Source organism: Streptomyces sp. NPDC091416, assembly GCF_044756845.1.
Lineage (GTDB): Bacteria > Actinomycetota > Actinomycetes > Streptomycetales > Streptomycetaceae > Streptomyces.
Genome location: NZ_JBIVTU010000002.1, coordinates 232,737 through 255,321, shown reverse-complemented (window position 1 = coordinate 255,321; position 22,585 = coordinate 232,737). Strand labels below are relative to the sequence as shown.

Below are 22,585 nucleotides of genomic sequence, written 5' to 3'. Positions count from 1 at the left end.
TCCGGGCAGCCGCGGAAGGCAGCCGTGGAAGGTGGCCGCAGCCGGCTAGTCGACCTCGGCGACCGCCTGCGCGAACTGCGCCGCGTACAGCCGTGCGTACGCGCCCTCGGCCTCCAGCAGCTCGTCGTGCGTGCCCTGCTCGACGATCGACCCGTTCTCCATCACCAGGATGACGTCGGCGTCCCGGATGGTGGAGAGCCGGTGCGCGATCACGAAGCTCGTACGGCCGTGCGCGAGGCCGGCCATCGCCTTCTGGATCAGCACCTCGGTACGGGTGTCGACGGAGCTGGTCGCCTCGTCGAGCACCAGTATCACCGGGTCGGACAGGAACGCCCGCGCGATGGTGATCAGCTGCTTCTCGCCGGCGCTGACACCGGAGCCCTCGTCGTCGATCACCGTGTCGTAACCCTCGGGCAGGGTGCGGATGAAGCGGTCGGCGTGGGCCGCCCGCGCCGCCTCCTCGATCTGCTCCCGGGTGACATCGCCGGACGCGCCGTAGGCGATGTTCTCCGCGATGGTCCCGCCGAACAGCCAGGTGTCCTGGAGGACCATGCCGATGCCCGAGCGCAGGTCGTCGCGCGACATCTTCGCGATGTCGACCCCGTCGAGGGCGATCCGGCCCCCGGTCACCTCGTAGAACCGCATCAGGAGATTGACGAGCGTCGTCTTGCCCGCGCCGGTCGGGCCCACGATCGCGACCGTGTGTCCCGGCTCGACGCTCAGCGAGAGGTCCTCGATGAGCGGCTTCTGAGGGTCGTAGCGGAACGACACGTTCTCCAGGGACACGCTGCCACGCAGCTCCCCGGGGAACTCGCCCTCGCCCTTCGACGGGTCGGCGTCCTGCTCCTCGGCGTCCAGCAGCTCGAAGATCCGCTCCGCCGACGCGATCCCGGACTGCACCAGGTTCGCCATCGAGGCGACCTGGGTCAGCGGCATGGAGAACTGCCGCGAGTACTGGATGAAGGCCTGCACATCACCGATCGACAGTGCGCCCGAGGCGACCCGCAGCCCGCCGACGACGGCGATCAGCACGTAGTTCAGGTTCGACACGAACATCATCAGCGGCTGCATGATCCCGCTGTTGAACTGCGCCTTGAACCCGGCCTCGTACAACGCCTCGTTCTGCTCGGCGAAGTCGCGCGCCGACTCGTCCTGCCGCCCGAAGACCTTCACCAGGGTGTGCCCGGTGTACATCTCCTCGATGTGGGCGTTGAGCTTGCCCGTCACCTTCCACTGCTGGACGAACTGCGGCTGCGAGCGCTTGCCGACCTTCGCCGCCACGACCACCGAGAGCGGCACCGTCACCAGGGCGACCAGTGCCAGCAGCGGCGAGATCCAGAACATCATCACGAGCACGCCGATGATGGTCAGCAGCGAGTTGATCAGCTGCCCCATCGTCTGCTGCATCGTCTGCGAGATGTTGTCGATGTCGTTCGTCGCCCGGCTCAGCACCTCGCCGCGCTTGGCCCGGTCGAAGTACGACAGCGGCAGCCGCGACAGCTTCGTCTGGATGTCCTCACGCAGCTGGAACACGACCCGGTTGATCACCCGGATCGACAGCCGCGTCGACACCAGCATCAGCAGTCCCGCACCGACGTACACGGCCAGTGCCACGAGCAGCACCCGGCCGATCGCGTCGAAGTCCATGCCCTGCCCCGGGGTGAAGTCCACCTTGGAGAGCATGTCGGCCAGACCGCTGTTGCTCTTGCGCAGGCCCTCGACGGCCTGCTCCTTCGTCGTCCCCGCGTCCATGCCCCGGCCGACGACACCGGCGAACACCAGGTCGGTGGCCCTGCCGAGGATCTTCGGGCCGACCACCGACAGCGCCACGCTCAGGGCGACGGCCACGAGCATCACGTACAGGGTGGCCTTCTCCGCCGCGAAGCGCTTCAGCAGCCGCTTCGACGAGCCCTTGAAGTCCATGGACCGGTCGGTCGGAGCCCCGCCCGCCATCATGCGTCCGCCAGGCCCGGCCATTACGCGGCCTCCGCTTCCGTCAGCTGGGAGAGAACGATCTCCCGGTACGTCTCATTGCCGTCCATCAGTTCGTGGTGGCTGCCGGAACCGACGACGCGGCCCTCGTCCAGCACCAGGATCCGGTCGGCGTCACGGATGGTCGACACCCGCTGCGCGACGATCACCACCGTCGAGCCCCGGGTCTCCCGCAGCAGCGCCGCGCGCAGCGCCGCGTCCGTCGCGTAGTCCAGCGCCGAGAACGAGTCGTCGAAGAGGTAGATCTCCGGCCGCTGCACCAGCGTCCGGGCGATCGAGAGCCGCTGCCGCTGCCCGCCGGAGACATTGGTGCCGCCCTGCGCGATCGGTGCGTCCAGGCCGTGCTCCAGCGCCTCGACGAACTCCTTGGCCTGCGCGATCCCCAGCGCGTGCCACAGCTCCTCGTCGGTCGCGTCCGGATTCCCGTACCGCAGGTTCGTCGCGACCGTTCCGGAGAACAGGTACGGCTTCTGCGGGACCAGACCCACGGTCCTCGCGAGCAGCACCGGATCCAGCGTCCGCACGTCCGTCCCGTCGACCAGCACCTGGCCGTCCGTCACATCGAACAGCCGCGGTACGAGACCGAGCAGCGTCGACTTCCCGCTGCCGGTCGACCCGATGATCGCGGTCGTCTCGCCGGCCCGCGCCACCAGGTCCACCGAGCGCAGCACCGGCTCCTCGGCGCCGGGGTAGCGGAAGTCCGCGCCGCGTACCTCCAGATGCCCGTGGACCGTCAGTTCCCGCACCGGGTTCACCGGCGGCACCACGGAGGACTCGGTCTCCAGGACCTCCTGGATGCGCTCGGCGCACACCTCGGCACGCGGCACCATCATGAACATGAAGGTGGCCATCATCACCGACATGACGATCTGCATCAGGTAGGAGAGGAACGCGGTCAGCGCGCCGATCTCCATCCCGCCGCTGTCGATCCGGTGCGCACCGAACCAGACGACGGCGATCGACGACACGTTCACGACCGTCATCACGGTCGGGAACATCAGTGCCATCAGCCGGCCCGTGGACAGCGCCACGTCCGTCAGCTCGGTGTTCGCGCCCCGGAAGCGCTCCTCCTCGTACCCGTCGCGCACGAACGCGCGGATGACCCGGTTGCCGGTGATCTGCTCGCGCAGCACCCGGTTCACCGTGTCGAGCCGCTCCTGCATCGTCCGGAACAGCGGACGCATCTTCCGCACGATCAGGCTCACCGCGATGCCGAGGACCGGTACCACCGCGAGCAGCACCGCGGACAGCGGGACGTCCTGGCCGAGCGCCATGATGATGCCGCCGACACACATGATCGGCGCCGACACCATCAGGGTGAACGTCATCAGGGCCAGCATCTGGACCTGCTGCACGTCATTGGTCGTACGGGTGATCAGCGACGGAGCGCCGAACCGGCCGAGCTCGCGCGCGGAGAACGACTGCACCCGGTCGAAGACCGAAGCGCGTACGTCGCGGCCGAGCGCGGACGCGGTGCGTGCTCCGATGTAGACGGCCCCGATGTTGCAGACCACCTGGGCGATGCTGACGACGATCATGACGCCGCCGTACTGGACGATGTAGCCCGTGTCCCCCTGGACGACACCGTTGTCAATGATGTCCGCGTTGAGGGTGGGGAGATAGAGCGTGGCGCAGGTCTGCAGCAGCTGGAAGACGACCAGCAGCGCGATCGGTTTCTTGTACGGGCCGAGATAGGCCCGCAGGAGTTTTATGAGCACGCGTGTCTCTCGGAGTCGGCGAGGTCGGGAGTCGACCCATTTTCGGGTACCGCCCACCGGGACAGCGAACGTTTTTATTCAAGTCCAGGTCAAAAAACGGACCGGGTCCATAATTCCCTGGTCCGGACCGCACCACGGGCCCGGACACGTCACCGAGCGCACTCGCCTCAGCGCGCGGCGTCGAACGCCCCCGGGTGGATCTGGTCCCGCGTCGCCACGTACTGCTGGCGCACCGCCTGCCCGACCGGAAGCTCCTCGCCGGGCTCCAGCAACTGAGCCGCAGCGCCCTGCCACGCCGGGGGAGTACGCCCGTCCAGCGTCCCCTCCGAGACACCCAGCGCCCAGGCGGCCTGCCGGGCCGCACCCAGCGCCGCGTACTGCGCCGGCTGCGGCACGACCACCTGGGTACCCAGCAGCATGGGTGCCAGCCCCTGTACGGCCGGCAGTTCGGCGGCGGCGCCCAGCAGGAACACCCGCCGCACCTCCACTCCGCGGCCGCGCAGCACGTCCAGCGCGTCGGCCAGCGAGCACAGCATGCCCTCGAACGCCGCCCGCGCCAGATGCTCCGGCTTCATCGACTCGCGCCGCAGCCCGCTCAGCGTCCCGGCGGTGTGCGGCAGATCCGGCGTGCGCTCGCCCTCCAGGTACGGCAGGAGTACGAGCCCCGAGGCGCCCGGCGTCGACTTCAGCGCCAGCGCCGACAGCTCCTCCAGCCCGTCCACCCCCAGCATCTCGGCGGTGCCGCGCAGCGCGCGTACCGCGTTCGACGTGTGGACCACCGGCAGATGCATCCCGGTGGCATCGGCGAAGGACGTGATCATCCCGGTCGGGTCCGCCAGCGCCTCGTGGTGCACCGCCATCACCGAACCCGACGCCCCCAGCGACACCACCGCGTCACCGACCGCGACCCCGAGCCCGAACGCCGCCGCCATCGTCTCGCCCGTGCCCGCCGAGATCAGCAGCCCCTCGGGCGTCGTCCCCGCCGCGTCGGACGGGCCGAGCACCTCCGGCAGCGCCGCCTGGCGCCCCAGCGCGAGCTCCACCAGATCCGGCCGGTACGACCCGCTGCCCGCCGACCAGTAGCCCGTACCGGACGCGGCCCCCCGGTCGGTGGTGCGCCGGGCCGGCCGGCCCAGCAGCTGCCACACCAGCCAGTCGTGCGGCTGGAGCACCGCGGCGACCCGCTGCGCCAGGTCCGGCTCGGTCCGCGCCAGCCACCGCAGCTTCGCCACGGGCTGCGACGCCTGCGGCACCGACCCGACCGCCTCGGCCCAGGCCTGCCGCCCGCCCAGCCCGTCGATCAGATCGGCCGCGGCGACCTGCGCCCGCCGGTCGTTGCCGAGCAGCGCCGGGCGTACGAGATTGCCCTGGTGGTCCAGCGGCACGAGCCCGTGCTGCTGGGCCGACACACCGATGGCCTGCACCCCTTCGAGCAGGCCGCCGGCGGCCGCCTCACCGAGTGAGAGCAGCCACGCCTGAGGATCGACCTCGCTGGCCTTCGCGTCCACGGGATGTGCGGCGTATCCCTGACGCAGTACGGCACCCGTGTCCGTATCGCAGACCACGATGTGCGTGAAGGCGGATGAACTGTCCAAGCCGGCGACTATGCCCATACATGGATTCTGCCGCACCTCCGGAGGTTTCCCGACCGGTGGTGCGGCAGATGTGACGACGGGGGGCTCAGGTGTTCGTCGTTCCCCAGTCGTCCTCACCGTTCGCCCCGCGCCCGCGCAGCGACCGCACCCGGTCCGACACCGACGCCGGCATCTTGTCGCCGACCTTCTCCTCGACCGCGTGGTACGCCTTCCCCGCGAACTGGCGGCCGCTCTGGGCCGCCGTCTCGCAGGTGTTGCGCACGGCCGGGTTCTGGGCGAACTGGCGTGCGGACTTCTTCAGCTGCTCGTAACGCTCGCGCCCGGCACGCGTGCCGAGCACGTAACCGAGGGCCACTCCGGCGATGAACGTGAGCCGGTACCGCATGGCTGCCACCCTTCCTTCGCTCCGTGCGACGTGTGCTGCTCGCCTACCCGCAGGCGCCCGAGATCACCCCGGGCGATACCGATTGGCAAAGCACCCCCCTGCTTGCGCTAATGTATGTGTCGCAGCGAACGCGCGCCGCCCGGCAGCAGCCAGGCAGGTACGTTCGAGGCAACGCAGCAATCCCCTGTAGCTCAATTGGCAGAGCAGCCGGCTGTTAACCGGCAGGTTACTGGTTCGAGTCCAGTCGGGGGAGCGCGATCCCCTGTAGCTCAATTGGCAGAGCATTCGGCTGTTAACCGGAGGGTTACTGGTTCGAGTCCAGTCGGGGGAGCGGAACGGAAGAGGGCCCTGCGGGGTCCTTTTTCGTGTGTCCGGGTCCGGCCCGCGAAGAGCCCGCCGCGGTGATGCCGGTGGGGCTCGGGTGACTCTTTCGCGTCAACTTCGCGTGGGCCGGAACCGGGCAGCGAGCAGCGCGGTCTTCATGGTCATCAGTAGCCGGGCAACCGGAGCGAGAGATCGTATGACCGGCTATGCTGCGGCAGACGGCGCGCACACATGTACGCGCCACGCCGAAAAGGGGCGGTAGCTCAGCCGGTTAGAGCAGCGGACTCATAATCCGTCGGCCGTGGGTTCGAGTCCCACCCGCCCCACCGTCATCCCCAGGCAGAATCGTTCTGACCTGGGGAAACGTGTTTCTGGGGCGTTGTGCGTGCACCGTTCGCCTCACGGGGTGTGGCGAACGCGGGTCTTCACACATCCCGGACGAGTCCTGATCGGCTTCGACCCGGGCTTCTGCGGTCCGGCGCCCGCGGGCGGGTTGACGGCGGTCCCACGGCCGCACCTCCCCGCCCGTGCCGCCGGCGGCGAGCCACGGGGAGCTCTGCGTGTGGCGTTCGACTCACGGCGCCGTGGGTGGATGTCGGGCTCCGGGTCCGTCGGATCGGGCCCGGCAGGGCTGTGGCCTGCGAGTGGCCGCGGCCACGGCGACCGGCCGGCAGCGCTCCTTCGCAAGGGCACTCCGGCCGGATCGTGCCGTCCCGCTCGCCCCGGGTGAGGGCGCCGCCCTTCTGTGCGGGGCCCGGACGGAGCGACGTCCGGGCCCCGCACAGGCTGTCAGCGCTTCATGAGGGCGAAGACGCCCCAGCCGAGGTACTCACGTCCGTAGCGCGCGTAATGGGCGGGCTCGGTGGTGAGTTCCTCCCGTACGTCGGGGGCGAGTTCGTCGTCCGGGTTCTCATCGAGCCAGCGGCGCATGCTGAGCCACTGGGCCGCGGCGTAGCGGTCCCAGCTGTCCTGGTCGGACAGCATCATTTCCACGACGTCGTACCCCAGCTCCCGGAACCGCTCGATCAGTTCCGGGAGGAGCAGGAAGTCGGCGATGGAGGTGGCGTGGCACGCCTTGGCGGTCTCCTCGTCCGCGGGGGTCCGCCGCCAGAAGGGCTCGCCGATCAGCATCATGCCTCCGGGACGCAGGCTGCGGTCGAGCAGCCCGACCGTTCCGGCGACGCCGTCGCCGATCCAGGTGGCGCCGACGCAGGCGGCCAGATCGACCGGCTCGTCCGCGACATGGCCGGCGGCGTCACCGTGGAGGAACTCGACCCGGTCGGCGACGCCGAGTTCGGCGGCGCGGGCCCGGGCCTGCTCGGTGAAGACCGTGCTGATGTCGACACCGATGCCCGTGAAGCCCAGGTCACGCGCCCAGGTGCACAGCATCTCGCCCGAGCCGCTGGCCAGGTCGAGTACCCGTGTTCCGGGGGCGAGACGGAGACTGGCCCCCAGGGTGGCGAGCTTGTCCGCGGTCAGCGGGTTGTGGATGCGGTGGCCGCTCTCGCGGATGGTGAAGATGCGGGGAAGGTCCATGACCGTGTTCCTTTCCGTCATGCCTTGAAGTGGGGGGACCGCTTGAGGGCGCGCAACTGGCGCGAGATCTCCTTCAGCGGCCGTTCCAGCTCGGCGCGCAGCCGCGCGTCGGTGCGGGAGGCGGCGTGGGCGTTCTCGCGTCGCAGCCGGTGGTAGCTGTCCAGGCGCCGCTGGGTGAGGTGGCCCTCCTCGACGGCCGACAGGACGGCGCAGCCCGGTTCGGTGGCGTGGGCGCAGTCCGTGAAGCGGCAGTCGCGGGCCAGTTCGGTGATCTCCGCGAACGTGTGGTCCAGGCCTTCGCCGGCGTCGTGCAGCCCGACACCGCGCAGCCCCGGCGTGTCCAGGAGGACCCCGCCGTGGGGCAGCGGCAGCAGCTCCCGCCACGCGGTGGTGTGCCGGCCCTTGCCGTCGCCGTCGCGCACCGCGCCGGTCGCCAGGAGATCCTCGCCCAGGAGTCTGTTGCCGAGGGAGGACTTGCCCGCGCCCGAGGGCCCGAGCAGGACGACCGTGCCCGACAGGACGGCGGCGAGGACGTCCAGGCCCTCGCCGGTGGCGGCGCTGGTGACCAGCACCTCCACGCCCGGGGCCACCTCGGCCACCTCGGCGGCAGCCGACCCGGGGTCGGCGCACCGGTCCGACTTGGTGAGCACCACGACCGGGGTGGCGCCGCTGTCCCAGGCCAGGGCGAGCATCCGCTCGACCCGTCCGGGCCTGAGCGGGTCGGCCAGGGATACGGCCACCGCCACGGTGTCGACGTTCGCGGCCAGTACCTGGGCCCGGGAGGTACGCGACGCGGTGGAGCGGACCACGACGGTCCGGCGCTCCAGCACCTCCACCACCGCGGCGGAAGCAGTCCGGCCGGCCGGGCGGACGGCCACCCAGTCGCCGGTGCACGGCGTCAGCCGGTCACCGGCGCCCGACGAAGGCGACGAGGCGATGACCACCGCGCGGACGGGGCCGGTCTCGGCGACGACGTCGCAGTGGCCGCGCTCGGCCCGCACGACGCGGCCCGGAACCAGTCCGGCAGCCCGTGACGGGGCGAAGGAGCGCTCACGTTCCGTGTCCCAGCCGAAGTCGGCCGGGGTCAGGACGCGCGCGGGGAGAGAGGGATCGGATGGATGTGAAGTGAGTTGACGGGACAACGTGGAGACCCTTGAAAGGGGGCCCGCCGGACCACAGGCATGCCGAGAACGCTCCCTATGGGGGAGGAAGGCAGGCGAGAGTCAGAGCGAGGCCCGGGAAGTGAGGATGATCCGGGCACCGCGCGCAGCGGCCGTCTCCACCGTGACCATGCAACTCACCTCCTTGGAATCTCCGTGCGAACGTGTCGTCGCTGATTGAACGTTAACACTTCCGCGGACGCCGACACCGTGAAGGCGGCACATCGGAGACGTGGATCACCGACGGCATCCGGCACGACCCCTTCGGCCCGGTCGGCCGGCCCCGTCCGCCGGGGCGGTGGTCCCCGGCCCCCGAACCGTGCCGCGGGCCGGTCGCTACGATGCGCCGTGACCGAAACGACCGAACCCGATGTATCCCGCACCCGAATATTCGCCGACCTGACCCCGCTGCGAACCTCGCCCGACTACCGGCGGCTCTGGTTCGGGAACACGGTCTCCTGGGTCGGGCAGGGCATGACCTCGCTCGCCGTCTCGCTCCAGGTGTACGACCTCACGGGCTCCGCCTTCTCCGTCGGGCTCATCGGGTTCTGCTCGCTCGTGCCGCTCGTCGTCTTCGGGCTGTACGGCGGAGCGGTCGCCGACACCGTCGACCGGCGCAAGCTGGGACTGGCCAGTGCCTTCGGGTCGTTCCTGCTGTCGGCGGGGCTGGTGGCGGTCACCGTGGCCGGGGTCGAGCAGGTCGGGCTGCTGTACGGGATCGTCGCCCTCCAGGCCGTCTGCTTCGCGCTCAACTCGCCCGCCCGCAGCTCGATGATCGCCCGGCTGCTGCCGCCCGAGCAGCTGCCCGCGGCGAACGCGCTGAGCTCGATGACCAGCACCACGGGCATGCTCGTCGGACCGATGCTCGGCGGACTCATCGTCGGCTGGTGGGGGTACCGGGCCGCGTACGGAGTCGACGCGATCACCTTCACGGCCTCGCTGTACGCGATGTGGCGGCTGCCCTCGATGCTGCCGGATCGGGGCGAGGAGAAGGCCGGGGGCGCCGGACGGGCCTCCGTGCTGGACGGGCTGCGGTTCCTCGGGACCCGGCCCAACCTGCGGATGACGTTCTTCACCGACCTGTGCGCCATGGTGCTCGCCCAGCCGCGCGCGCTGTTCCCCGTCGTCGCCGGGCTCTGGTACGGGGGCGACGCGAAGACCACCGGGCTGCTCGTCGCGGCCCCGGCGCTGGGGGCGCTGCTGGGCGGGGTGTTCTCCGGCTGGCTGGGGCGGATCCGGCGGCAGGGGCTCACGGTGGTGTTCGCCGTCGCGGGCTGGGGCACCGCCATCGCCGTGTTCGGACTGACCCGGCAGCTCTGGCTCGGGCTGGTCTTTCTGGCCCTCGCGGGCGCCGCCGACACCACGTCCATGGTCTTCCGCAACACCATGCTCCAGGCCGCCGTGCCCGACGAGATGCGGGGCCGGCTCCAGGGCGTCTTCATCGTGGTCGTGGCGGGCGGCCCGCGGCTCGGGGACTTCCTGGCCGGGTCCGTCGCCGACCTGGCGTCCCCGGGCCTCGCCGTGACCGGAGGCGGGATCGCGTGCGTGGCCGCGGTGACGCTGCTCGCGCTGCGCTGGCCCGGGTTCGCCCGCTACGACGCGCGGGAACCGGAGGCCTGACCCGGCGGGGGCGCGGCGAGCCCTTCTCCGTGGCCCACCGCGGTTTCGTGGACAACACGGGACCGGCCCGCCCACGGCGGTGACCACCACCTGTGCCCGGGCCGTGGCCCACGTCATCGGCCCCGCCGCGATCGCCGCGCGAACGGCTTCGCCCCCGCCGGGCTCGTGCGCTCGGCGGGGGCGAAGAGGGACGGCATGGAACCACAGCGCCCTCGCGGGCGCCGGGGCTCAGACGGGTCGGATCACCCGAAGGTCAGCTTCTCGTTCCAGCCGGACCCGATGACCGTCTTCACCGGAGCGTTGGTGTTGGTGGTGGACGGGTGGTAGACGGCCATGTGCCCGTCCGACGCGAACCGGGCCCAGATATCCGGAATGCCGTCGTTGTTGATGTCCGGAATGCCGATCGCCGTGTTGACGTTGGCCTCGGTCCAGCTGGTGCCGAACGGGACATCTCCCTTGAGCGAGTTCGCCGCCAGCATCAGGGAGTTGAGATCGACACTGCCGACGACGGAGCCCGGCTTGCCGTGCCGGACGTACATGTTGCCGTTGTCCAGGTTGCGCCAGAGCAGGTCGGGCGTGCCGTCCTTGTTCATGTCGGCGAGGTTGACGATGTCGCGGCGCCCCCAGGCGTCCGCGTTCATCAGGGTCGCGGCCCGGAAGGTGGCGCCGCTGTAGCCGGAGAGCACCCAGAAGCCCACGTCGGTGCGCAGGACCAGGTCGGGCAGCTTGTCGCCGTTGATGTCACCGATGGCCTTGAGCTGGGTCCAGGTGGATGGTGCGGGCGCGTTCGAGGGGAGGCGGATCTTCAACCGCCGTCCGACATCGAACGAGCCGTAACCGTCGCCCGGGTAGAGCCAGAACCCGCCGTCCGGATTGACGGCGAAGAGGTCCGTCGTGCCGTCGCCCGGGTAGGCGTCCTGGTAGTGCGCGATCAGCGCGGCCTTGCCCGTCGTCGCGTTGTACCAGTGGCTGGTGGGGGCCGAGGCCGGCGTGCCGTCGGCGCCTCGCGTGTACGAGGAGTTCAGCTGGCCGTACAGCTCACCGCCCGGCTGGCCGGGGTACGTCCGCAGAACGCCGGCGCTGTCGATGACGAGCAGGTCCGGCGTGCCGTCGCCGCCCGTGTCGCCGGGGCCGTCGGCGTTGTCCCTCGGCGGGAGGTACGTCGTGTAGTCCGTCCGTGCGCTCGCGTTGCCGAGGCTGTCGTAGGCGTAGACCTGGATCGTGTTGGGGCCGGCGTTCGGCGGCCGCAGGTCGGGGATGGTGGCGAGGCCGTCGGCGTTGGCGGTGACCGTGACCGGGCCGCCCCCGCCCCACGCGTAGGTGAACTTCACCGCCCCCGGCGATTCGAAGGCGATCGGGCCGGGCAGGCCGAACTTCACCGTCGCCCAGGTGGCGCCGTCCGCGGTGGCCTTGAGGAACACGTCGCTGGTGACGACGGGCTGGGACGGGCCGCTCGGGTCCACCGTGATGCGGCAGGGCTCGGTGCCCGGCGGATAGGTGCTGGACGTCGCGCCCGCCGAGTCCTTGCCCATGGCGTCCCAGGAGAAGGTGGTGTTGGTGGTGATGTCCTTCAGCAGCGGATCGCTGGACGGGATGGTGTACGTGGCGGTGCCGCCGGACCCACCGATCGGGACCTCGACACCGGTCGGGACCGTGCCGCCGGTCTTCCAGAACCGGAAGCGGACCTTGCTCATGTTGTTGTCGGGGTCCTTGGCGGTCACCGACAGGGTGATGTTGGTCTTTCCGACCGTCACGCCCGCGCCGGGGCCGGGAGTGCAGGGGCCGCCGGGCTTCGAGGAACCGGCCGTGGGCTCCGAGGGGTTGCGGTTGTAGACGGCCTCGATGGTCGCGGAGGTCGCCTTGAACTTGCGCCAGGTCTGGGTGTCCGACTCGGTCGTGGCCCGCATGCCCAGGGTGACGCTCGAATCGCCTCTGTCGGTGGCGTACTGGGCGGCGTCCTTGACGTCGAAGTCCTCGTAGGCGTCCGCGCAGGAGCTCGCCGACCATCCGTGCGCGAAGGACTTGCGCTCGATCTCGTCGGACCAGCTCGGCTGCGCGTTCCACGTCGTGCCGGACGAGATCGCGCCGGTACGCCACAGCTGGAACTCGCGCTTCGTGCAGGACCAGGAGTGGTTGTTGAGCACCTTGAAGGTCGCGCTGGTGATCTTCGCGCCCTTGATGCTCTTCGACCAGTCCATCCGCCAGAAGGAGCGGGCGGTGCCGCCGCTGTCGTCCTCGTGGCCCACGCGGGCGTCGGAGGTGCCGGAGGAGAAGTTGGTGCCGTTGAAGAAGCTGGTGCTCGGGTAGGGCTTGTAGGCCACCGTCCACGCGTCCCAGCCGGGGTTCAGCGGCGGGTCGACGAACAGCGGGTACGTGACGTCCTTGCGCGCCGCCAGACCGGTGGCGGCGAAGCCGAGGCCGAGCCGGGCGGCGTGGGTGTTCTCGCCGTCCAGGGTGATCGGCAGCGGCGCCGACTGCGCGCCGGGCTCGATGCCGGTCAGGCCCGACAGCTTGAGCACGTCGGCGGGCGTGGCGACGGAGCTGCGGTTCGGGGTGCCTTCGGCGAGCTCGGGGTCACGGCCGCTGGAGTCCCAGGCGAACGGCGTCGGGATCGAGCCGACCTCCTTGCCGGCCTTGTCCAGGACCCGGACCCTGCTGGCCTTGCGGTCCTGACGGAACACGGCCGTGGCGGAGTTGAGGCCGTACGAGACGGTTCTGAGCGCTTCCTGCCGTGCCGCCTCGGAGGTCTTGACGATCAGGACCTGCGCCATGCCGCCCTCCTCCCGGGCGACGAGCAGCAGGTCGACACCCGGGAGAACCTCGGAGTAGAGGGCGCGCGGCCCGTCCAGGACCGGCACGGGAAGGGCATCCGGCCAGGTGTACGCCACGGTGTGGCCGTCGAGTTCGACCTCGGCGAGCACCGTCTCACCCGGCGTTCCGGTGCGGGTGAACGAGCGGTCGGCGCGCGCCTTGCGGTCGGTGCCGCTCGCGAAGCGGACGGGCACGGCCGGGTTCGCGGGAGCGATACCAAGACCCTTGGGTGCCTTGGCCGTTCGCTTCAGCGTGTTGTCGATCGGGGCCCACTCGCCCTTGGCGTTCTTCGCCCGGATCGGCGCGGCCGTGATCCGGGTCTTGAAGTGGCCGTCGGGCAGTGCCCAGGTCAGCGTGGTGGCGCTGGTCGCCGTGTCGACGAGGACCTGCGCGTGGGTGCGCAGGGCCTGGGCCATCGCCGTGGCCTCGTCGCGCGGGCCGGTGGAGGCGGGTGCGGCGTCGGTGGCTCCGGTGGCCCCGTCGGCGGTGGTCGGGGAAGAGCCGCCGGGCTGCCACCACGGCAGCAAGGCAGCGGTCAGGGCGGCCAGCACGAGGCCGAGGGTCAGGGCCAGCCGCGTGCGCGTGCGCACGAAGGGGCTGAGAAAACGGGGCGGCGCGGTCACGGCGGTCTACTCCGGTGGGAACCAGGCGGATTGAGGACAGCACAGACAGCCCCAGTGGGCAGGCCGCGGGGGCAGAAGGCGGGCACACGATCACACATGTGAAGCACTTGCGTCCATGCGTGAAGGGTTTATGAACTTGTTACGGCCGTGCGGAGTTGAAGCCGACACGACTCGACGGGTTGTCAACCAAGACCGATTCAAGGCTTTTCTGGGTCCGTATTGACGGTGACCACCGGAATGCCCCTCGCTTTCCTGATTAGCCGTCAGTGAAGCGGTCTGATGCGGTTCACCCCGTGTCGCAGATCACTTCCGCAGCCCCTTGGCGCCACTTTTCGATCTTGAATATGTGTCGAACATGCCAGAGAGTGCGCACGCACGCGTCTGAGGCAGAGGTGTGCCATCCGGTGTTTCCGCACCTCGTCCATTGTTCGAACTGCCAGGGTGGGAGTCGACGCGTATGCGTGCTTCAGGTCCGCTGTCGTGGGTGGGGCGGGGACGCCTAGCCACGACGGATTCACAACGACGGCGCCGGCGGCGAAGCCGCACGGCGATCGTCCTTCTGCTGTCCTCGACACTGACCGTGACCGCCCTGGGCAGTGAGGCGCTCGCCGTTCCCGGCCCCGGCATGAGCCGCGAGGAGTCGATCGCCCAGGTCGGCCTCCCGGACCTGCCGGAGGCCACCAGCGTCGAGGGCGACGCGGCCGCCGACAAGACCCTGACCCTGGCTCCGGAGAATCCGGTCGCCCCGTACACGCCCACCGCCACCGCCGCGTGGACCTCCGGTACCGGTCAGGCCACGCTCGACGCGAGCAGCGCGCCCGGCACCACCGAGCCGGTCAGCAACAACCTGCCGGTCGCCATCGGTGTCCCCGAGGGCGGTGACCCCGCCGCCCTCGCCGGCGACTGGACCGTGGGCGTGGCCCCGCAGACGACCTCGCAGGACGCGGGCGTCTCCGGCATCGTCATGAAGCTGACTCCGCCGGCGACGGTCGACCCGGCCGCCGAAGTGGCGATCAGCATCGACACCACGGGCTTCGCCGACCTCTACGGTCCGCAGGCCGCCGACCGCTTCGGACTGATGCTGCTGCCCGAGTGCGTCTACTCCTCCCCGAACGAGGGCGACTGCGCCGACGGCGGCGGTACGAGCACGATGTCCCTCTCCGACGGGGACAAGGACGTCAAGAACGGCAAGAAGGACTTCCAGCGCCTGCGCAGCACGGTGAAGACCGTCGCCGCCAAGGACGCGCCGACCAGGACGAAGACGGCCGGCAACGCCGCCACGCGCAAGGTCCTCAGCGGCAGCATCCCGGTCTCCAGCCTGGTCGGCGAGGGCTTCGTTCCCTCCGGGGCGACCAAGGCCTCCTACCGGGACGGCGTCCAGCCCGCGGTCTCCGCGAACGGCGGCGCCGCCGTCGGCGGCCTCGACACCGGCTCCTCGGTCTCCGGCGACTTCACGGCCTCGCCGCTGCTGTCCTCGGGCTCCTGGGCGTCGGGCTCCTCCTCGGGCGCCTTCACCTACTCGTACGACATCCAGGTCCCGGAGACCGCCGGCGGACTGATGCCGAAGGTCAACCTGGCGTACTCCTCGCAGTCGGTCGACGGCCGCACGTCCTCGTCGAACAACCAGGCCTCCTGGATCGGTGACGGCTGGGACTACAACGCGGGCTCCATCACCCGTACGTACGCCAACTGCCGCCAGGACTCCAAGAAGGCCGGCTCCAACAACGCCACCCACCGCACCGCGGACCTGTGCTGGGGCTCGGAGAACGCCACCCTCTCCCTCGCCGGCATGACCACCGAGCTGGTCTGGGACGCCTCCAAGGGCAAGTGGTTCACGGCCAACGGCGACGGCTCCACCGTCCAGGTGATCAAGGGCGAGGACACCGGCAACGGCGCCAAGGACGGTGAGTACTGGATCGTCACCACCAAGGACGGCACGAAGTACCACTTCGGCAAGAACAAGCTCCCGGGCTGGTCCAACCACGGCGACGCCGCCGACGACCCGACCACCGACTCGGTGCTCACGGTCCCGGTCTACGGCAACCACGCGGACGAGGACTGCTACAAGGGCCCCACGACCACCGACTGGACGAAGTCCTGGTGCACGCAGGGCTGGCGCTGGGGCCTCGACTACATCGAGGACATCCATGGCAACGCCATGTCGATGTGGTGGAAGAAGGACGTCCCGAACTACTACGCCCGCAACTTCAACTTCAAGGACCCGGTCGCCTACGACCGTGACGGCTGGCTCGACCACATCGACTACGGCCAGCGCAGCGACACCATCTTCACCGCGACCGCCCCGGCCCGGGTCGGCTTCGCGGTGAAGGAGCGCTGCTACACCGTCGACGACGTCACCTGCTCCGACGCCAACTTCGCCTCCAAGGACCCGCGCAACTACCGGCCCTGGTTCGACACCCCGGTCGACATGCGCTGCGAGTCCGGCAAGAAGTGCTGGAACGCCGGCCCGTCCTTCTGGTCCCGCAAGCGCCTCGAAACGATCACGACCTCGGCCCAGCGGCGCACCGACACCGCGGCGCGCCAGGTCGTCGACGAGTACCAGCTGAAGCAGAGCTTCGCCAAGCTGCTGACCGGCCCGAACACGGCCCTGTGGCTGGAGTCCGTCCAGCGCACCGGTTACGCCCGCAAGGGCTCCACCGACGCGAGCGTGCAGCTCAACACGGTGCGGTTCGAGCCCAACACCGAGGACATGCCGAACCGCGTCAAGGCGGTCCACACGGAGCGCCCCGGTTTCTCCCGGCTGCGCATCGGCCGCGTCGTCAACGAGTACGGCGGCGAGACCATCGTCACGTACAAGCCGATCGAGGGCGACTGCCTCAGCGGCAACCTTCCCCTGCTCGACCAGCAGCCGGGCGAGGACCGTGCCACGGCCATGGCCCGGCTGCAGGCGCAGCTCAAGGGGAACGACCGGCTCTGCTACCCGGCCTTCTGGAACCCCGACCCCGAGGTCGAGGACATCGACTGGTTCCACAAGTACACCGTGGACACCGTCGAGGAACTGCCCAACATCGACGGCAACTTCACCACCAGGACGGAGTACCGGTACAAGAACCCGGCCTGGAAGCTCGCCGAGGCCGAGTTCTCCAAGAAGTCCCAGCGCACCTACTCGCAGTTCGCGGGCTTCGAGCAGACCACGGTCCTGACGGGCCCGGTCGTCGAGGACACCGCGGACACCGCCGACCAGCGCTCCAAGGCCGTCACCCGCTTCTTCCGGGGTCTCGGCGACACCGTGTCCGTCAAGGACATCACCGGCGCCGAGATAGCCAAGGACCGGGAGCCGTTCGCCGGCCGGATCGCCGAGGAGCTCACGTACGCCGACTCCACCAAGGCCGACTCCGACTGGCTGTCCCGCTCGGTCACCAAGCCGGAGGCCACCGAGCTCGCCAAGCGGGACCGCGACGACGGCCTGAGCCCGCTGCGGGCCTGGCGGGTCACGGAGCCGGAGGAGATCGCGTACACCAGGTCGTCCGGCACCAACACCGATGACCCGCGCAAACTGCGCACGGTCAGGACGTCCTCGAAGTACGACGCGACGTACGGTCTGCCGACCGAGGTCGAGTCGCTGGGCGACGCCGACGCCGCCAAGACCGGTGACGAGTCCTGCACGAAGCTGGAGTACCTGCACCGGCCCGACAAGAACCTCATCGGTCTGTCCAAGCAGGTCCTGGTCTCGCCGACGACCTGTGCGAACGCCGACTGGACCGACCTCGGCTCGCTGAGCGGCGCCACCCGAACCGCTTACGACGGCACGGCCTACGGCACCGCGCTCGGCTCCGCCACGCGTGGCCTGGCCACCGAGTTGTGGACGCTCAACGGCGCCGGCACCGGCTTCCAGACCACAGGCACCAAGGAGTTCGACTCCGTCGGACGCGTGGTCAAGGAGACCTCGGCGGAACAGCTGAAGCAACTGATCCCCAAGTCCTCCACGATCGCCTACGACTCCATCGGACCGGCCACGGGCCAGGTCTTCAAGGTCACCACGACCAACGTGCTCGGGCAGCGCCAGATCCAGGAGCTGGAGCCGGGCCGCTCGGTCACCGTCAAGACGACCGACGTCAACAACCTGGTCAGCGAGGCCGTGTACGACCCGCTCGGCCGGCTCGCCGAGGCCTGGGCCCCGGGCCGGGTCCCCGGCTCCGGGATCCCGGACTTCCGTGCGGTCTACACCGTCCCGAAGGAGGAGACGGACCCCACCGACTCGAAGATCAAGATCCGCAAGCCTCCCTACGTCACCACGTACGCGCGTGGCTACGAGGACCGGATCGAGTCCTCCGTCACCCTGTACGACGGTCTCGGCCGTGAGCGGCAGACGCAGGAGGAGGCGGACGGCGACGCCGGCTGGCTGATCACGGACACGCTGTACAACAGCTCCGGTGAGGTCTACCAGACCAACAACGCCTACCTGACCGACGAGGCGAAGCCGGGCGAGCTGTTCAGCCCGCTCGCCGACACGACCGTCCCCAACATCACGCGCTACACCTACGACGGTCTCGGCCGCGTGCTGAAGGAGACGCCTTACCTCAAGTGGATCGACCCGGACACCAAGGAGTCCTTCTCCAAGGCGTACGAGGACCGGGCCGTCCGCTACGAGTACGGCGAGGACTGGTCGAAGGTCATCCAGCCGGAGGGCGACTCGTCCTACCGCGTCTGGACCGACGCGACCGGCCGCACCGTGCGCACGGACACCCTCAACCCGGCCGCCCCCGGCGGATTCACGTCCACCCGCTACCGGTTCGACGCGCGCGGCCAGCTCCAGACGGCGAGCGCCTCGGCGGACACGACGCACCCCTGGTCGTGGACGTACGACCACAACGGCCGGGTGGAGTCGGCGACCGACCCCGACGCAGGCACGACCCGCACCACCTACGACGCCTTCGGCCGGCTCGAGACGAAGACCAACGCCCGTGGCGTCAAGGTCTGGAACGGCTACGACGAGCTGTCGCGTCCGAAGGAGACGCGCGAGGACAGCTCCGCCGGCAAGCTGCTCTCCTCGTTCACGTACGACACTGCCCCGGGCGGCAAGGGCATGCCCGCCACCGCCACCCGCTACACCGATTCCCAGGCGTACACGCAGAAGGTCAACGGCTACACGAAGGAGTACCAGCCGACCTCGACCACGCTGTCCCTGCCGCAGTCCATCGTCGACACGTGGGGTTTCAAGAAGGACTACACGTACGACTACACGTACAACGAGCGCGGCATGCTGGACGAGACCACCCTCCCGGCGGTGGGCTCGTTCGACGCCGAGAAGCTGGTCGTCCGCTACAACAAGGACGGCAAGCCGCTCTCCATCTCCGGCAAGGACTGGTACGGCTCCGAGACCACCTACGACGCCTACGGCCAGGTGCTCCGCTCCACGCTCGGGGCCCAGCCCTACCGCGTGTGGGCGCAGAGCGCCTTCGACGAGGGCAGCGGCGAGCTCACCGAGCAGTCGGTCTACCGCGAGAAGGGTGACGCCACTGCCGACAAGAGCGTCGTCGGCGGCAGCCTCGTCTCGGACCGGGCGTACAGCTACGACCCGGCCGGAAACGTCACCTCGATCGAGGAGAAGTCCACCGGGATCGCGGAGCGCCAGTGCTTCGTCTACGACCCGTTGGGACAGCTGAAGTCGGCCTGGACCTCCAAAGACCGGACGAGCTGCGTCAACCCGCGGAACCCGGACGGCTCGCTCAACAAGAACACGGACGGCACGCTCCGGGCAGCGTCGGGCACGGATGACTCCGGCTACTGGCAGGAGTACGAGTACGACCTGCTCGGCAACCGCACGAAGCTGACCGAGAACGACCTCTCCGGCGACACCACGAAGAACGCGGTCTCCACGTACGCGTACGGCAAGAGCGCCGCCAAGGACCAGCCGCACACGCTGACCAAGGTGTCGAAGACCTACACGACCCCCGCGGGGGCACAGGTCACGGCCGAGGCCACCCGGCTGTACGAGCTGACCGGCGAGACCAAGTCGGTCACCTCGGTCGAGAACGGTGACAAGCAGGACCTGTCCTGGACCTACGACGGCCAGGTCGACCGGATCACCGGTGCGGGCACCGGCGGCAAGACCCCGTACGTGGGGCTCGGCCAGAAGTGCCTGGACCTGGAGTCGGGCACGGCCGCCGCCGGCCAGTCGATCCAGCTCTACGCCTGCAACGCCTCGGCAGCGCAGAACTTCAAGTTCACGCCCACCCCGGGCACGGCTTCGGCGCCGCAGACGGATCCCGACAAGGGCACGCTCTCGGTGCACGGCACCTGGTGCCTCCAGCCCGCCGCCAACACGGCCGGGTCGGCACTGAAGATCCAGAAGTGCAACGGCTCGGCCGCGCAGGAGCTGAAGCGCAACGCCACCGGGCAGCTGATCCACTCGGCCTCCGGCCTCTGCCTGGCGGTCCAGGGCGCGGTGAACGCGAACGCGACGCCGATCGTGCTCGCCACCTGTGCCGCGGCCCAGGCCGCCCAGCAGTGGCTGCCGCAGAACGACACCCGTCACATCTACGGCGCCGACGGCGCTCGCCTGCTCACCATTCAGGGCAAGCAGGCGACACTCCACCTGGGCGAGGCCGAGGTGACCGCCCAGCAGGGCGGTGCGCTGGTCAACACCCAGCGCACTTACGGGGTCCCGGGCGGCGCGGTCATGCGCTACGCCTACGGCACCGGGGCGGAGACCCTGGTCGCCCAGACCACGGACCATCAGGGCAGCGCGTACACGGAGGTCGGCCTCTACGGCGGCATGCCGGTCCGCATCCGCAAGCAGGACCCCTTCGGCAACGAGCGCGGGACCACCGGCACCGAGCTCAAGAACCACAAGGGGTTCCTCGGCAAGACCCGGGACGACTCCTCCGGCTTCCAGCCGCTGGGCGCCCGCCTGTACGACCCGGTGGTCGGACGCTTCCTGTCCGTCGACCCGGTGCTCGACCTGAACGACCCGCTGCAGTCCAACGGGTACGCGTACGCGCAGAACAACCCGGTCACCTACTCCGACCCGACCGGTGAGTCGATCGTCCTGAGCGCTTCCGAGAAGGCCGCGGCCCTCGCCGGCGCGGGGCTGTCCGCGGCGCAGGTCGCGCAGGCGCAGGCGATGCAGGGCAAGTCCCTCACCTCCGTCATCCTGGCGGTCGCGTGGGAGACGCTGAAGGACTTCATCGGCATCAACGACGCCATGGCCTGCTTCGGCGGCGACATGTGGTCCTGCGTCAGTATCGTCGTCGACGCCATCCCGTGGACCAAGCTCGGGAAGATCCCGTCGGTGATCAAGGCGGTCAACCGCACCATCGATGCCATCAAGGCGTTCAAGGTGGCCAAACGGGCCGCTGAGCTGGTCCTCAAGGCAGCCAAGGCCGCCGAGTCCGCGGCGCTGAAGGCCAAGAAGCTGGCCATCGAGAAGGCCAAGAAGGAGGCCGCGCAGAGAGCCAAGAAGAAGGCCGCCGAAGCCGCCAAGCGAAAAGCCGACGAAGCGGCCGCCGCGAAGCGGAAGACGGGTAACGCCGTCCAGAAGCAGTCCCAGGCCAAGGCCGCACCCAAGGCCACCTCCCACCCGAGTTCGGCCAAGGGCGGCGGCAAGGGGTCCGGCGGCAGCAAGAGCTCCGGGGGCGGGGGCGGCGGAAAGTCCGGCGGCTCCTCCCGCAGCAAGGGCGGCACCAGCGGTGGCGGCGGCTCGGGCAAGGCCGACGGGGGCGGTTCCTGCAACAGCTTCGTGCCCGGCACGAAGGTGCTGATGGCCGACGGTTCGGCCAAGCCGATCGAGAAGGTCGAAGCCGGCGACAAGGTCGTCGCGACCGACCCGAAGACCGGTGAGACCGTCGTCGAGACGGTCACCGCCGAGATCAAGGGCCAGGGGCTCAAGCACCTGGTCGAGGTCACGATCGACCTCGACGGCCGGAGCGGTTCGAAGACGGCCCGGATCACTGCGACCGACGGCCACCCGTTCTGGGTTCCCGAGCTCGGCGAGTGGATCGACGCCACCGACCTCAAGTCCGGTGAACGGCTCCAAACCAGCGCAGGTACCTACGTCCAGATCACCGCGATCCGCCGATGGACCGCGCAGGACGCCACGGTGCACAACCTGACCGTGTCCGACCTGCACACGTACTATGTGGTGGCGGATGCTGCATCGGCTCTCGTCCACAACTGTGACGATCCCGGGCACGCGGACGATTGCTACTGCGATATGGGAGATACTCCCAAGCCGCGCGCAGACGCCATGAGTGACGACATGTGGGGCGGCGGCGGCGGTGAGCAGCCTTCGGGTGCGGACCGGAGCCTTCACGGGGCATTGGCGGCCGCGGATGACGGAATGAATGAAGCTGACATTCAAGACCTTGTCGCGAATGCGGACCGGGTTCTCTGGCAAGGGAGTGGGGACAATTTGGCTCGTGTGTACCTGAGGCAAGCCGCCGGGGGAACACATGACGCCGCCATCCGCAGTTTCCCCGGCGGGGAAGCGATTACTACCTTCAACCTTACGGAGTCGTCCCTGAGAGGGCGCATAGCCAGCGGAAGGTGGTACGACCAAGATGGCTGAGATGAGCGCGAATCCAGTGTGCTGCTTCTGCTATCTCGTCATCCGGGAAAGCGAAGATCCATTTGCGATGCGAATCAAAGTGGGCCCACTTTCTGAGGAGGTCCGCCAGATTCTCTATGCGCATTCGAAATGCTTCCGATCCCGGTTGCATGAGGAAGTGGACTTCTGGTGGGAGTACTAGTTGCCTTCCGCCGTCGCTAGTGTTCCATTGAGGTCCTGGCTGCCGCGGTCGCTGATGACCTGAGCATCCGGACTGAAAACAGAGGCCCCACCGGAACGGATCCCGGTGGG

At 69.5% G+C, this 22,585-nt stretch carries 9 protein-coding genes and 3 tRNA genes; 5 read left to right on the top strand and 7 right to left on the bottom strand.

What is annotated here, in order from left to right; all coding sequences use genetic code 11:
• Positions 1 to 45 precede the first annotated feature (45 nt).
• The 4 genes from ACIQMX_RS08095 to ACIQMX_RS08080 all read right to left on the bottom strand — a co-directional run bounded on the left by ACIQMX_RS08095 (position 46) and on the right by ACIQMX_RS08080 (position 5,690).
• Positions 46 to 1,977: an ABC transporter ATP-binding protein gene (locus tag ACIQMX_RS08095; protein WP_363069664.1), complete on the bottom strand. Its 1,932-nt coding sequence runs from the start codon at positions 1,975 to 1,977 to the stop codon at positions 46 to 48.
• Complete coding sequence (locus ACIQMX_RS08090; protein WP_363069666.1) at positions 1,977 to 3,710, bottom strand: ABC transporter ATP-binding protein; 1,734 nt, start codon at positions 3,708 to 3,710, stop codon at positions 1,977 to 1,979. The genes ACIQMX_RS08095 and ACIQMX_RS08090 overlap by 1 nt, the downstream gene beginning before the upstream one ends.
• Positions 3,711 to 3,877: 167 nt before the next feature.
• A complete protein-coding gene (locus tag ACIQMX_RS08085) occupies positions 3,878 to 5,323 on the bottom strand; it encodes an FGGY family carbohydrate kinase (protein WP_402475835.1) in 1,446 nt (481 codons plus the stop codon).
• A 67-nt stretch (positions 5,324 to 5,390) separates the two neighbouring features.
• A complete protein-coding gene (locus ACIQMX_RS08080) occupies positions 5,391 to 5,690 on the bottom strand; it encodes a YtxH domain-containing protein (protein WP_363069928.1) in 300 nt (99 codons plus the stop codon).
• Between the two features lie 180 nt (positions 5,691 to 5,870).
• On the opposite strand from ACIQMX_RS08080, the gene ACIQMX_RS08075 reads away from it, so the two are divergent.
• The 3 genes from ACIQMX_RS08075 to ACIQMX_RS08065 all read left to right on the top strand — a co-directional run bounded on the left by ACIQMX_RS08075 (position 5,871) and on the right by ACIQMX_RS08065 (position 6,340).
• Positions 5,871 to 5,943: transfer RNA gene (locus ACIQMX_RS08075), tRNA-Asn, on the top strand.
• Between the two features lie 5 nt (positions 5,944 to 5,948).
• Positions 5,949 to 6,021 (top strand) — tRNA-Asn (locus ACIQMX_RS08070).
• A 245-nt stretch (positions 6,022 to 6,266) separates the two neighbouring features.
• Positions 6,267 to 6,340: transfer RNA gene (locus tag ACIQMX_RS08065), tRNA-Ile, on the top strand.
• A 463-nt stretch (positions 6,341 to 6,803) separates the two neighbouring features.
• On the opposite strand, the gene ACIQMX_RS08060 is transcribed toward ACIQMX_RS08065, so the two are convergent.
• Together ACIQMX_RS08060 and rsgA are read right to left on the bottom strand one after the other, a co-directional pair.
• Complete coding sequence (locus ACIQMX_RS08060; RefSeq protein ID WP_363069688.1) at positions 6,804 to 7,550, bottom strand: methyltransferase domain-containing protein; 747 nt, start codon at positions 7,548 to 7,550, stop codon at positions 6,804 to 6,806.
• A 17-nt stretch (positions 7,551 to 7,567) separates the two neighbouring features.
• A complete protein-coding gene (gene rsgA, locus ACIQMX_RS08055; protein WP_402476472.1) occupies positions 7,568 to 8,638 on the bottom strand; it encodes a ribosome small subunit-dependent GTPase A in 1,071 nt (356 codons plus the stop codon).
• Positions 8,639 to 9,058: 420 nt separating this feature from the next.
• Between rsgA and ACIQMX_RS08050 the strand changes: the two genes are divergently transcribed.
• A complete protein-coding gene (locus tag ACIQMX_RS08050) occupies positions 9,059 to 10,330 on the top strand; it encodes an MFS transporter (protein WP_402475833.1) in 1,272 nt (423 codons plus the stop codon).
• Between the two features lie 242 nt (positions 10,331 to 10,572).
• Here ACIQMX_RS08050 and ACIQMX_RS08045 read toward each other — a convergent pair whose 3' ends face one another.
• Positions 10,573 to 13,764 carry an FG-GAP-like repeat-containing protein gene (locus tag ACIQMX_RS08045; protein WP_402475831.1) on the bottom strand — a complete coding sequence of 1,064 codons (3,192 nt, stop codon included), beginning with the start codon at positions 13,762 to 13,764 and terminating at the stop codon, positions 10,573 to 10,575.
• A gap of 580 nt (positions 13,765 to 14,344) precedes the next feature.
• Between ACIQMX_RS08045 and ACIQMX_RS08040 the strand changes: the two genes are divergently transcribed.
• Positions 14,345 to 22,294: a ricin-type beta-trefoil lectin domain protein gene (locus tag ACIQMX_RS08040; protein WP_402475830.1), complete on the top strand. Its 7,950-nt coding sequence runs from the start codon at positions 14,345 to 14,347 to the stop codon at positions 22,292 to 22,294.
• Positions 22,295 to 22,585: the final 291 nt, after the last annotated feature.